Source organism: Cupriavidus numazuensis (assembly GCF_905397435.1).
Classification (GTDB): domain Bacteria; phylum Pseudomonadota; class Gammaproteobacteria; order Burkholderiales; family Burkholderiaceae; genus Cupriavidus; species Cupriavidus numazuensis.
The window spans coordinates 1-12,533 of the sequence record NZ_CAJPVI010000007.1 but is presented as its reverse complement, the minus strand read 5'-3'; the positions used below and the strand labels follow the sequence as shown (position 1 = coordinate 12,533).

The following is a 12,533-nucleotide window of genomic DNA, read 5'->3' as shown; positions in this document are numbered from 1 at the left end:
CTGCCGCATGGCGCTGGCCTGATCGTTTGTCGATGCGGCCGCGGCCGCGACAGGAGGCATGGATGAGCAAGCGCCAGACAACAACCGCCACGTCCGACAACGGACCAAGGCGGGCCCGTCAAGTCAGTGCCGAGCCGGCGATGGAGCGCGTGCCGCGCTCACGCGGCAAGGGTGGCAAGCCAACGCGTGCGCGCAAGGCGGATTTCGTCGTGATCGGCGGCGGCTCGGCCGGCGTCGCCTGCGCACGGCGCGCGGCGTCGCATGGCGCCAGTGTCGTGCTGATCGAGCGCGACGAGATCGGCGGGACCTGCGTCAATCGCGGCTGCGTGCCGAAGAAGATGCTGTCGTACGGCGCCACCTGGGCGGCCATCTTGTCCGGTTGCCTGTCCCACACCGGCGGACATGAGGACTGGCGCGACGCGATCGTGCGCGTCAATGCGGAAGTGGCACGGCTGAACGTGGTCTACGCGCAGCGCCTGCTGGAGGCCGGCGTCGACATCCTGCGCGGCGACGCGGTTGTGACGGCGCCCGATGAAGTGCGCGTGGGCGACGAAGTCATCCGCGCCAAGCGCATCCTGATCGCCACGGGCGCGCGGCCGAAGACGCTCGACATTCCCGGCGGCGAACTCGCGAGCAATTCCGACGATGTGTTCACGTGGCAGACCGTGCCGGGATCGATCGCGGTGATCGGCGGTGGCTATATCGGCGTGGAGCAGGCGTCGATCCTGTCGCGCTACGGGGTCAAGGTAGACCTGCTGGTCGCCGGTGACAGGCTGCTGCCGCATTTCGATGCGGAAATCGCCGAAGCGCTGGCGGGCGCACTGGAAGCCAAGGGCGTGCGGCTGCACCTGAATGCCGGCGTCAACCTGATCAGCCAGGCCAATGGTGCGCTCGAAATCTGCTATCGCGCCGGCAACAAGTCCGGACAGACGGAGTCGGTGCGCGCGCAAGCGGCGCTCGCGGCGGTGGGGCGTATTTCCAACGTGGATGGGCTTGGCCTCGATGCAATCGGCGTCAAGTTTGGCGACAAGGGTGGCATCAAGGTGGATCGCCAGTTCCGCAGCTCGGTGCGCTCGATCCATGCGATCGGCGATGCCATAGAGGGCCTGCACCTGACGCCGGTCGCCACCTCGCAGGGCCGCTGGCTGGCGGACCGGCTGTTCGGCCGGCGCGGCGAACGCTCGGACTTCGACTTCGTGCCGACCGCGGTGTTCTGCGAGCCGGCGATCGGTGCAGTGGGGCTCACCGAAGCGCAGGCCATTGAAGAGGCCGGCAAGCCCGAGCGCGTCCGTACCGTGGTGAAGCGCTTTGTCTCGCTGGAGAACCGCTTCGGTGGCAATGGCATGCAATCGGTGTTCAAGCTCGTGCTCAATGCGCGTACCGGGCGCGTGCTCGGCCTGCATCTGATGGACAACGCGGCGCCGGAGATCGTGCAGGCCATGGCCGTTGCACTGCGGCTCGGGGTGAGGGAGTCCCATCTGGAGACAACCCTGCAACTGCATCCGACAGTGGCCGAAGAGCTGTTCGGTTGAGAGTAAGGTGAATGCAACAGGCCGTGGCGTGCGCGGGCGTCACAGGTCCTGTTCGCTGACCGGCAGCTTCAGCAGCGCTCTGACACCCTGCCCCTGCGATCCTTCGGTCAGCGTCACCGTGCCGCCGAAGCGCGCCGCCATCTCGCGCGAGATCGCCAGTCCGAGGCCCGAGCCCGGCTCGGTGTTGCCGACGCGCCGGTAAAAGCGCGCGAATACCTTCTCGCGCTCGCCGGCGGGAATGCCGGGGCCGTCGTCCTCGACCATCAGGCACGCGGTCTGGTCGATGCGCCGCGCCGACAGCGTGATGCGGCTGCCCTTGGGCGAATACTGGATGGCGTTGTGGACAAGGTTGGCGAGCGCCTCGCGCAGCAGCGCCGCATCGGCGCGCACGGGCAGCTTCAGCCCCGGCGTCGGCTCCCAGCCGAAGTCCTGCTGCTTGCCGCGCGCGAGCGGCAGGTAGTCGAGCGCGACCTGTTCGGCCACGGTGACCGCATCGAAGACTTCGACGGTATCTGCGGCTTGCGCGGCCGCTTCGCCGTGGTGCTGCCGTACCCGTGCCAGCGCCAGCAGCTGGTTGGTCAATCGCGCGGCCTGCTCCAGTTGCGTAACGATGCCGCCGACCGCTTCGCCGGCCGCCTGGCGAGATGCGGGATCGTCACCATCCGCACACAGCTGCCGCTGTGCAAACTCCGCCTGCGTTTTCAGGATGGCCAGCGGCGTGCGCAACTGGTGGGCAGCATCGGCGATGAACTGCGCCTGCGCCTGCGCCATCGCTTCTGAGCGCGCGACATGCAGGTTCACGGCGTCGACCAGCGGACTCACTTCGATCGGTACGCGGTCGAACGCGAGCGGTGTCAGGTCTTCGGGCGAGCGCGCCTCCACATCATCGCGTACCCGTCCCAGCGGACGCAGCACGTAGGTGATGCCGCCGACGAGGATCGCCGCGCTCAGCACGATCAGCAGCAGGTCGCGCGCCAGCGCGCTGCGCCAGACCGTGCCGATCAGCGCCGTGCGCGGCTCGGCGGTTTCGGCCACCTGGATGATGACGCGCATGCGCGCATCGGGCCGGTACACGGGCCGCGCCATCGCGGCGATGCGCACGGCATCGCCGCGGTAGTCGTCATCGTCGTAGAAGCGCGGCTGGTTGTTCGTGAGCGGGCCCTTCGGCAGCGGCAGGTCTTCGTAGCCGGTGACGGTTTCGATCGTGCCCGCGCGCTCCAGCGAGACGCGGTAGTACACATGGGTCTGTGCCGCGGTTTCGAACATTTCCATGGCGGCGTCCGGCAACGAGAGTTGCAGGCTTTCGCCGGTCATGCCGATGGCGTTGTCGATCGCCCGGATCGAGCCGTACAGCGAGCGGTCGTACGCGGTGTTGGCGGCATCGCGCAGCGTGCCGTAGGTGAGCCATGTGTCGATCGCCATCATGGCCGCCAGCGCGGGCACCAGCAGCAGGAGCAACTGGCGGCGCAGGCTGCCGCGCCGCCACAGCGGGATCGGGCGCCGCGCGCCCTGGCGCGGCTTGCGAGGCCACATGTCAGGCGGCCGGTGTCTCGGGCTCGAGCAGGTAGCCGAAGCCGCGCAGCGTGACGATCGTCACACCATGGCCGGCCAGCTTCTTGCGCAGGCGGTACACGAGCACCTCGATGGCGTCGGGGCTGACATCGGCGTCGAGCGAAAACACCTTGTCGAGCAACTGGGCCTTGGTGAGCGGTTGCCCGCTGCGCGCGAGCAGCGCGCCGAGCAGCGTGGATTCGCGCGGCGTCAGCGCGAGCGGCTGGCCGTCGAGCGTAAAGCCGCGGGACTCGCCATCGAACACTAGCGTGCCGCATTGCAGGCGTGGGTGCGCGCGGCCGCGGCTGCGGCGGATCAGCGCGAGGATGCGCGCTTCCAGTTCGGCAATCGCAAAGGGCTTGGGCAAGTAGTCGTCGGCGCCCAGGTTCAGGCCGCGCACGCGTTCGTCGAGCGTGTCCTGTGCCGTCAGGATCAGCACCGGCGTGCGGTCGTCGCGCGCGCGCATGGCCTTGAGCACGGCCAGGCCGTCCTTGCCGGGCAGGCGCAGGTCGAGCACGACCACGTCATACTCTTCAGCCACGAGCCGCGCCTCGGCCTGCAGGCCGTCGGCCACGTGTTCGATCACGAAGCCACCCTGCTCCAGCGCGCGGGCCACCCAGCGCGCCAGTTCCACTTCATCTTCCACCAGCAGAATGCGCATGCTGGTTCTCCTCCGCCGGTTTTGGCCATGCGGTCCACAGACCGCGGGCGCCTATAATAACTCCGCCCTGCCGTTACCGGAGCGCGTTGCGCCCCGTCCATCCGTTGCCGCTCCGCACAATCTTGTCCCAGCGCCTGACATCACCGTCCGAACCCGATACCGCGAGTGCCCCGGCTTCCACGCTGCGCCGCCGCCTGCTGGCCGGTGCCGCGCTGGCCCCGCTTGCGGGCCGGACGCTGGCGCAGGATGCCATGCCGGCGCCGCCGGCCAGTTACCCTTCCGAGTACGAGGTAATCGTGTCACGCGCCATGCGCGAGGGCGCGGTGCATGTCTATGCCTCGACCGACCTGGATGTCGCGCAGCCGCTGATCCGCGCTTTCGAGGTGCGCTACCCGGGCATCCGCGTGCGCTATGAGGACCTGAACACGATCGATCTGCACGAGCGCTTCCTGGCCGAAAGCGCGGCACTCGGCAAGGCGCAGCCGGCCCCGGACGCCGCCTATGCCGATGTGCTGTGGAGCACGGCCATGGACCTGCAGATCAAGCTCGTCAATGACGGCTACGCGCAGCGCTATCACTCGCCGGAACGCAGCGGCCTGCCAGGCTGGGCGGTGTGGCGCGATGAGGCATGGGGCACGACGTTCGAGCCGGCGGTCATTGTGTACAACCGCAAGCACTTTGCCGGCAACCGGCCGCCGGGCAGCCGCAGCGGCCTGGCGCGCGTGCTGCAGGAGCACGCGCCGCGCTGGCGCGGGAAGGTCGTCACTTACGATGTGGAGCGGTCCGGCGTGGGCTACCTGCTGGCGCAGCAGGACGCGCGCATGGGCAGCGAATTCTGGTACCTGGCCCAGGCGCTGGGGCGCACGCAAGCGCGGTTGTCGGCGTCGACAGCCGACATGATCGAGCGCATCGCCAGCGGCGAATACGTGCTCGGGTACAACCTGCTGGGGTCTTACGCGCTGTCGCTGATGGAGCGCGGTGCGGGCATCGACGTCATCGCGCCGCGCGACTACACGCTGGTAATGTCGCGCGTCGCCTTCATCGCCCGGCGCGCGCCGCGGCCGAACGCGGCGCGGCTTTGGCTCGATTTCCTGCTCTCGCGCGAGGGGCAGGCGCTGCTCGGCAAGTCCACCTCGCAGCTCTATACGGTGCGTACCGACACCGACAGTCCGCATACGGCGTCGGCGCTGTCGGAACGGCTCGGCTATGCACTCCGGCCGATCAGCGTCGGCCCCGGACTGCTGGCGGCGCAGGACACGCTGCGCAAGCGTGCCTTTCTGGAGCGCTGGCGCGAAGCCATGCGCGGTTAGTCGGCCAGCGAGCGCCGTTACGGCGCACCGTTGGCTTCCTGGCAGGCTTTTTCGCAAAGCGTGCTCAGCTCGCGATCGAGTTCGGCCATCGGGCGCGGCACATAGCCATGGCGCAGCGCCGGGGAAAACCTGAGCGTATCGATGAAGGCGTCCGACAGGCGCTCGGCATTGGCGTCGAGGTCGAAGTCCTGTGGCGAGAACAGCCAGTGCGCAAGCACGCCGCCAATTGCCGCATGGAACGCGTTCACGGCCAGGTCCAGGTCCAGGTCGGCCGGCAACTGGCCGCGCTCCACCGCGAATCGGAGGTGTTCGCGGATTTTCACCATGCCTTCCTGATGCGACTGGCGCTGGCGTTCGAAGATGGCGCCGTTGTCCTGCACCATCTCGCACTTGTGGAAGATGATCTCGAACACCCGGCGCCAGCGCGGATTGACCACGGTCTGGCGCATCACGAAGGCGCAGATGTCGCGCACGCCGCCCAGCGGGTCTTCCTGGCGCGCAATGCGCTCGGGATCGCATAGCGCTTCCACGGGCAGGTTCACACGGTCGCACATGGCGGCGAACACGTCGCTCTTGTTCTTGAAGTGCCAGTAGATGGCACCGCGCGTGACGCCAGCCGCCTCGGCAATGTCCGCCAGCGACGGGCGCGCCACGCCGCGCGCGTGAAACACGGTTTCGGCCGCGTCGAGAATCCGGTGGCGCGTTTCGAGCGCCTCTTCCTTGGTGCGTCTGACCATTTCTATCTCTGGTGCCGGCCTTGACGATGCATGAGTGCGTCAATGACCAGTCCGTTTTCCTCCCCCTGGCGTGACTGCGGCAGCAGCCCAGCGTTTTGGTGCCCTGCACCGGCGGGTCGTTATCGTCACTTCGATTTGCTTCAAGACTGCTGCTTGCCTGAGCCTGCCGCGGGCGACCGGCGCGCATCCTAACCCGTCAGGAACGCGCCGTGCTTGTTTTCAACGCCTGAATTCGGATTCCGTTGCACACAGTCTCCCGAAATACGCAAGCCAGGCGCCGAAAAGCCCGCTTTGCGGAATAGGCTTAACATACATGCTTGAATGTATATATAATACTCGCCTGCCCGACATTCGGCCAGCACGCCAGGTATGTGCACAAAGACGCACCAGCGTCGTTGCTGACTGGTCGGTCATTAATGCTGTTCATCAAAGAAAAGGCCACGTTCGTCGCTTCGTCCTTGTCGCGACATACCGTTTGGCTAGCATCACGCTTTTTCCGCTGCCAGGCACGCAGCGGACCGCATCGCGCCCCGATTGCCCCCTATTTCCACCAGGCATGCCGGGCCGGCGCGGCAGATCTCAAAATTTCATCATGGGGTTATCGATGAGGAAGTCCCAACGTATCCATTGCGTTGCCGTCGCCGCGTTGTCGGCGCTGGCGCTGACCGCTTGTGGCGAGAAAAAGCCTGAAGGCGGCGCCATGCCCCCGCCGGAAGTGGGCGTAGTCACCGTGACGCCATCGGCCGTCGCCATCGTCAATGAATTGCCGGGCCGCCTGGAAGGCGTGCGTACCGCGGAAGTCCGTGCGCGTGTCGAAGGCATCGTGCTGTCGCGCAACTACACCGAAGGCGGTGAAGTGAAGGCCGGGCAGGTCATGTTCCGCATCGATCCCGCCTCATACCAGGCGCAGCTTGCGTCGGCCAAGGCCCAGCTCGAGCGTGCCGAGGCCAACGCCGTGTCGGCACGCCAGAAGGCCGAGCGCTACAAGCCGCTGGTGGCCGCCAACGCCGTCAGCAAGCAGGAATATGACGACGCCGTTGCCGCCGCGGGCCAGGCCAATGCCGACATCGCCGCGGCCAAGGCCGCGGTGACTACCGCGCAGATCAACCTGGGCTACACCACCGTGACTGCCCCGATCAGCGGCCGTGCCGGCCGCGCGCTGGTGACCGAAGGCGCGCTGGTTGGCAAGGGCGAAGCCACCAAGCTGACCCTGGTCGAGCAGGTGGACCCGATCTGGGTGACGTTCACGCAGCCAGCCGCCGAAGTGACGCGCCTGCGCCGTGCCATCGAATCCGGCGCGGTCAAGGGCGTGGACGGCGGCGCCAAGGTGCACCTGTATGTCGAGGATGGCCGCGAGTACGAACAGACCGGCAAGCTGCTGTTCTCGGACATGACCGTGGACCCGACCACCGGCGCCATCACGCTGCGCGCGCAGTTCCCGAACCCGAAGCGCGAGCTGCTGTCGGGCACCTTCGTGCGCGTGAAGATCGAGCAGGGCGTGGATGAGAACGCGATGACCGTGCCGCAGCGCGCGCTGATCCGCAATGCCCAGGGCGCCAGCGTGCTGGTGGTGGGCAACGACGGCAACGTGGCCGCGCTGCCGGTGAAGGCGCCGCAGGCGATCGGCGACCGCTGGATCGTGACCGAAGGCCTCAAGGGCGGCGAGAAGGTGATCGTCGAGGGCCTGCAGAAGGTCAAGGTCGGCGCGCCGGCCAAGGCCGTGCCGTTCCAGCCGGCCGGTGCTCCGGCGCCTGCCAAGCAGGCTTCGGAGCCGCAACCGGCTTCGGGCAGCAAGGCCGGTGCCAAGGCAGAAGCCCAGGCTGACGCCAAGTCCGACGCCAAGCAAGGCTAAACCCAGCGCATCAGACAGAGGGAGCCAGTTTTATGGCCAAGTTTTTCATCGACCGGCCGGTGTTCGCGTGGGTGCTCGCGCTGATCATCGTGCTGGGCGGGTTGCTGTCGATCGCGCAGTTGCCGATCGCGCAGTACCCGAATATCGCCCCGCCGACGATCTCGGTCACCGCGACCTACCCGGGCGCATCCGCCAGGACGCTCGAGGACTCGGTCACCTCGGTGATCGAGCAGGAGCTCAACGGCGCGCCCAACCTGCTGTACTACCAGTCGACCAGCGAATCGTCGGGGCTGGCGTCGATCACCATCGCCTTCGCGCCGGGATCGAACGTCGACCTGAACTCGGTCGAAGTGCAGAACCGCCTCAAGCGCGTCGAGGCGCGCCTGCCGGCGGAAGTGCGCCAGCAGGGCGTGCGCGTCGACAAGGCGGGCAACAACTACATGATGTTCCTGACGGTGTCGTCGAAGTCCGGCGAGGCCGACGCCATCCAGCTGGGCAACTACGTCTCGTCGCAGGTGATCGACTCGATCCGCCGCGTGCCGGGCGTGGGCCAGGCCGATCTGTTCGGCACGGAATACGCCATGCGTGTCTGGCTGGATCCGGCCAAGCTGACCGGCTTCAACCTGACGCCGCTTGACGTCACCGCCGCGGTGCAGGAGCAGAACATCCAGGTCGCCGTGGGCGAACTGGGCGGCACGCCGTCGCCGAAGGGCACGGAGCTGAACGCCACCGTCACCACCGAAAGCCGCCTGACTACGCCGGAGCAGTTCGGCAATATCCTGCTGCGCACGAACCCGGACGGTTCGTCGGTGCGCATCAAGGACGTGGGCCGCGTGGAACTCGGCGGCGCCGATTACTCGACGCTCGCACGCACCAACGGCAAGCCGTCGGCGGCCATCGCCATCAAGCTGGCCCCGACCGGCAACGCGCTGGCCACCGCCACCGCCGTGCGCGCCAAGATGGAAGAGCTGTCCAAGTACTTCCCGGCGGACTACCAGTACAGCGTGCCTTACGACACGTCGGCCTTCGTCAAGATATCGATCGAGGAAGTGATCAAGACCCTGCTCGAAGCCGTGGTGCTGGTGTTCCTGGTGATGTACCTGTTCCTGCAGAACTTCCGCGCCACCATGATCCCGACGCTGGTGGTGCCGATCGCGTTGCTGGGTACCTTCGGCGCGCTGCTGGCGTTCGGCTTCTCCATCAACGTGCTCACGATGTTCGGCATGGTGCTGGCGATCGGTATCCTTGTGGATGATGCGATCGTCGTGGTGGAAAACGTCGAGCGGATCATGAGCGAGGAAGGACTCTCGCCACGCCAGGCCACACGCAAGGCCATGGGCCAGATCACGGGCGCCATCATCGGCATTACGCTGGTGCTGACCGCCGTGTTCATCCCGATGGCGTTCTTCTCGGGCTCGGTCGGCAACATCTACCGCCAGTTCTCGCTGTCACTGATCGCATCGATGGCGTTCTCGGCGCTGCTCGCGCTGACGCTGACGCCGGCTCTGTGCGCAACGCTGCTCAAGCCGGTCGAGGCGGGTCACCATCACGAGAAGAAGGGCTTCTTCGGTTGGTTCAACCGCACCTTCGCGCGGGCTTCCACCAGCTACCAGGGCGTGGTGGGCCGCATCCTCGCGCGCAGCGGGCGCTACCTGATCATTTACGCGGTCATCATCGTCGGCGTGGTGGTGCTGTTCAAGCGCCTGCCGTCGTCGTTCCTGCCTGACGAAGACCAGGGCTACATGATCACCGTGGTGCAGCTGCCCAATGGCGCGACGCAAGACCGTACCATCGGCGTGCTCAAGCAGATCGAGGACTACTACCTGCAGAAGGAAAGCAAGGTCGTGGACCAGATGATCACCGTGGCGGGCTTCTCGTTCTTCGGCCGCGGCCAGAACGGCGGTATCGCGTTCGTGCGCCTGAAGGACTGGAAGGAACGTACCGGCGCCAACGAAACCGCGCAGGCGCTGGTGGGCCGTGCGTTCGGCGCGCTGTCGTTCATCAAGGACGCCATCATCTTCCCGTTGAACCCGCCGGCGATTTCCGAACTCGGCAACTCGTCGGGCTTCGACTTCCGCCTGCAGGACCGCTCGGGCCAGGGCCACGCCAAGCTGATGGAAGCGCGCAACATGATGCTCGGCATGGCTGCCAAGAACCCCGTGCTGGTGGGCGTGCGCCCCGAGGGCCAGGAAGATGCGGCGCAGTTGCAGATCGACATCGACCGCGAGAAGGCCAAGGCGCTCGGCGTGACGGTGGCGACCATCAACTCGACGCTGTCGATTGCGTTCGGCTCCAACTACGTCAACGACTTCATCTATGAAGGCCGCGTGCGCAAGGTGATCGTGCAGGCAGAAGGCGCCGACCGCCGCCTGCCCGACGATCTCACCAAGCTGCGCGTGCGCAACAGCAATGGCGACATGGTGGCGTTTGCCGCGTTCGCGACCTCGAAGTGGGTCATGGGCTCGCCGCGCCTGGAGCGCTACAACGGCATGCCGGCGGTGAAGATCGCGGGCCAGGCCGCACCGGGCCACAGCACGGGTGAAGCGATGCGGGTGATGGAAGAGAACTTCGCCAAGCTGCCGCCGGGCTTCGGCTTCGAGTGGTCGGGCCAGTCGTACGAAGAACGCCTGGCCGGTTCGCAGGAACCGATGCTCTACACGCTGTCGCTGATCATCGTGTTCCTGTGCCTGGCCGCGCTGTATGAGAGCTGGTCGATCCCGTTCTCGGTGCTGCTGGTGGTGCCGCTTGGTGTGCTCGGCGCGCTGCTCGGCGTGACGCTGCGCGGCATGCCCAACGACGTGTACTTCAAGGTGGGCCTGATCGCGACGATTGGCTTGTCGGCGAAGAACGCCATTCTGATTGTGGAATTCGCCAAGGACCTGCAGGCGCAGGGCAAGGGCCTGGTCGAAGCGACTCTCGAAGCGGTGCACCTGCGGTTCCGCCCGATCCTGATGACGTCGATGGCGTTCATCCTGGGCGTGCTGCCGCTGGCGATTGCCACCGGCGCGGGCTCGGGCAGCCAGCGCGCGATTGGTACCGGCGTGATGGGCGGGATGATCACGGCCACGGCGCTGGCGATCTTCCTGGTGCCGGTCTTCTTCGTGGTGGTGCGCAAGCGCTTCAAGGGCAGCGAGCGCCAGCACGAGTTCGAACGTGCGCGCCTGTCCGCAGCGCAGGAGGACAACTGATATGACCAAGACACTGACCACACTGCTGCTGGTGGCCGGCGTTCTGACGGGCTGCACGCTGGCGCCGAAGTATGAGCGCCCGGTGCCGCCGGTGGCCGCTGGTTTCCCGGCCGCGCCGGAAGGCTATGCCACGGCCGAAGTGAAGAGCGGCGAGACGCGCCGCGCCACCGACATCGGCTGGCGCGAGTTCTTCCGCGACCCGCGCCTGCAGGCGCTGATTGGCACTTCACTCGAAAACAACCGCGACCTGCGCCAGGCCGCGCTGCGCATCGAGGAAGCGCGCGCGCTGTACCAGGTTCAGCGTGCGGACCTGCTGCCGACGGTGAATGCCAATGCGGGCTACACGCGCGGCAGTACTAGCGCGCTCAGCTCGTCGACCGTGCTCGGCCAGCCCAGCGTGACCGAGGTCTACACGGCCAATGTCGGCATCTCGTCCTACGAGCTCGACTTCTTCGGCCGCGTGCGCAGCCTGTCGAACGCAGCGCTGGCGCAGTACTTCTCCACAGAAGAAGCGCATCGTTCGGCGTACATCTCGCTGGTGTCGGAAGTCGCCAAGGCTTACCTGTCCGAGCGTTCGTTCGCCGAGCAGTACGAGATCGCACGTGACACGCTGAAGGCGCGCGAGAGCACGTACGCACTGGCCAAGCAGCGCTTCGACGTCGGCGCGACGTCCGCGCTGGACCTGCGCGACAACGAATCGCTGGTGGCGCAGGCACGCGTCTCCGCGGCGCAGCTTGCACGCCAGCGCGCGCAGGCGCAGAACGCGCTCGAAGTGCTGGTGGGCAAGCCCATCGGCTCGATCGAAAACCTGCCCGAGCCGATGCGGCTGTCGGACGAACGCATCATCAGCGACATCCCTGCAGGTATGCCTTCGGATCTGCTGGAGCAACGTCCCGATATCCGCCAGGCCGAGCAGCAACTGCTGTCTGCCAACGCGAACATCGGCGCGGCACGTGCGGCGTTCTTCCCGCGCATCACGCTGACCACGAGTATCGGCACCATCAGCCCGACGTTCTCGAACCTGTTCGATGCCGGCACCAAGGCATGGTCGTTCGCGCCGCAGCTGACGCTGCCGATCTTCGACTACGGTCGCAACAAGTCGAACCTGGACCTGGCCAATGTGCGCAAGAACATCCAGGTGGCGAACTACGAGAAGACCATCCAGACGGCCTTCGCGGAAGTGGCTGACGCGCTGGTGGCACGTGGCACGCTGGAAGACCAGGTGGCCGGCCAGGAGCAAGTGCGCAATGCGGAAGCGGCGCGCTATGAGCTGGCGCGAATGCGTTTCCGTAGCGGCGTGGCGAGCTATCTGGATGAACTCGATGCGCAGCGTCAGCTGTTCACCGCTGAGCAGGCGCTGATTCAGGCGCGGCAACTGCGGTTGAACAACTCGATTGATCTCTATCGTTCGCTTGGCGGCGGGCTCAAGGAGAACGGCGAGGTGGCGCAGGCGCCGGCTTCGGCTTCGGCAGCACCGGTGGGAACGGTCACGCAGTAAGGCTGGGCCTGGCTGGCTCACGAGCGGCGCACTTCGGTGTGCCGTTTTTTTTGAGGGGTGCTTTGGTGAATTGCGGGGGTGTCGTTCTTGGCAGGCGCGGCTGTTTCGCCGGCGTAGCCGGCGAGTCACTTTTGTCCGAGCGACAAAAGTAACCAAAAACGCGTTTTGGTTGCCCCAAAGGGGCGAATTTTTATCGTAGTGTGC

The 12,533-nt window shown here is 66.5% G+C and carries 8 protein-coding genes; 5 read left to right on the top strand and 3 right to left on the bottom strand.

What is annotated here, in order from left to right:
• Positions 1 to 62 precede the first annotated feature (62 nt).
• Positions 63 to 1,532 carry a dihydrolipoyl dehydrogenase family protein gene (locus tag KHO41_RS07545; protein ID WP_211952664.1) on the top strand — a complete coding sequence of 490 codons (1,470 nt, stop codon included), beginning with the start codon at positions 63 to 65 and terminating at the stop codon, positions 1,530 to 1,532.
• Between the two features lie 39 nt (positions 1,533 to 1,571).
• Here KHO41_RS07545 and KHO41_RS07540 read toward each other — a convergent pair whose 3' ends face one another.
• Together KHO41_RS07540 and KHO41_RS07535 are read right to left on the bottom strand one after the other, a co-directional pair.
• A complete protein-coding gene (locus tag KHO41_RS07540; RefSeq protein ID WP_211952663.1) occupies positions 1,572 to 3,065 on the bottom strand; it encodes a sensor histidine kinase in 1,494 nt (497 codons plus the stop codon).
• Position 3,066: 1 nt separating this feature from the next.
• Positions 3,067 to 3,744, bottom strand: a complete 678-nt coding sequence (locus KHO41_RS07535) for a response regulator (RefSeq protein ID WP_211952662.1) — start codon at positions 3,742 to 3,744, stop codon at positions 3,067 to 3,069.
• A gap of 251 nt (positions 3,745 to 3,995) precedes the next feature.
• Between KHO41_RS07535 and KHO41_RS07530 the strand changes: the two genes are divergently transcribed.
• Positions 3,996 to 5,054 (top strand): ABC transporter substrate-binding protein, encoded by a 1,059-nt coding sequence (locus tag KHO41_RS07530; RefSeq protein ID WP_244873748.1) that lies wholly within the window; start codon positions 3,996 to 3,998, stop codon positions 5,052 to 5,054.
• A gap of 17 nt (positions 5,055 to 5,071) precedes the next feature.
• Here KHO41_RS07530 and KHO41_RS07525 read toward each other — a convergent pair whose 3' ends face one another.
• Positions 5,072 to 5,791, bottom strand: coding sequence for a TetR family transcriptional regulator (locus KHO41_RS07525; protein WP_211952661.1), 720 nt, complete (start codon positions 5,789 to 5,791; stop codon positions 5,072 to 5,074).
• A 604-nt stretch (positions 5,792 to 6,395) separates the two neighbouring features.
• On the opposite strand from KHO41_RS07525, the gene KHO41_RS07520 reads away from it, so the two are divergent.
• The 3 genes from KHO41_RS07520 to KHO41_RS07510 are packed head-to-tail and all read left to right on the top strand — an operon-like array spanning position 6,396 to position 12,329.
• Positions 6,396 to 7,643, top strand: a complete 1,248-nt coding sequence (locus KHO41_RS07520) for an efflux RND transporter periplasmic adaptor subunit (RefSeq protein WP_211952660.1) — start codon at positions 6,396 to 6,398, stop codon at positions 7,641 to 7,643.
• Positions 7,644 to 7,675: 32 nt separating this feature from the next.
• Positions 7,676 to 10,831, top strand: coding sequence for an efflux RND transporter permease subunit (locus KHO41_RS07515; RefSeq protein WP_211952659.1), 3,156 nt, complete (start codon positions 7,676 to 7,678; stop codon positions 10,829 to 10,831).
• A 1-nt stretch (position 10,832) separates the two neighbouring features.
• On the top strand, positions 10,833 to 12,329 hold the full coding sequence (locus KHO41_RS07510) for an efflux transporter outer membrane subunit (RefSeq protein ID WP_211952658.1): 1,497 nt from the start codon (positions 10,833 to 10,835) through the stop codon (positions 12,327 to 12,329).
• Positions 12,330 to 12,533 lie beyond the last annotated feature (204 nt).

Excerpts from the sequence above, each read along its gene's own strand:
- KHO41_RS07535 (WP_211952662.1), bottom strand. The coding sequence starts at position 3,744 with ATGCGCATTCTGCTGGTGGAAGATGAAGTGGAACTGGCGCGCTGGGTG.
- KHO41_RS07525 (WP_211952661.1), bottom strand. The coding sequence starts at position 5,791 with ATGGTCAGACGCACCAAGGAAGAGGCGCTCGAAACGCGCCACCGGATT.
- KHO41_RS07520 (WP_211952660.1), top strand. The coding sequence starts at position 6,396 with ATGAGGAAGTCCCAACGTATCCATTGCGTTGCCGTCGCCGCGTTGTCG.
- KHO41_RS07545 (WP_211952664.1), top strand. The coding sequence starts at position 63 with ATGAGCAAGCGCCAGACAACAACCGCCACGTCCGACAACGGACCAAGG.
- KHO41_RS07540 (WP_211952663.1), bottom strand. The coding sequence starts at position 3,065 with ATGTGGCCTCGCAAGCCGCGCCAGGGCGCGCGGCGCCCGATCCCGCTG.
- KHO41_RS07510 (WP_211952658.1), top strand. The coding sequence starts at position 10,833 with ATGACCAAGACACTGACCACACTGCTGCTGGTGGCCGGCGTTCTGACG.
- KHO41_RS07530 (WP_244873748.1), top strand. The coding sequence starts at position 3,996 with ATGCCGGCGCCGCCGGCCAGTTACCCTTCCGAGTACGAGGTAATCGTG.
- KHO41_RS07515 (WP_211952659.1), top strand. The coding sequence starts at position 7,676 with ATGGCCAAGTTTTTCATCGACCGGCCGGTGTTCGCGTGGGTGCTCGCG.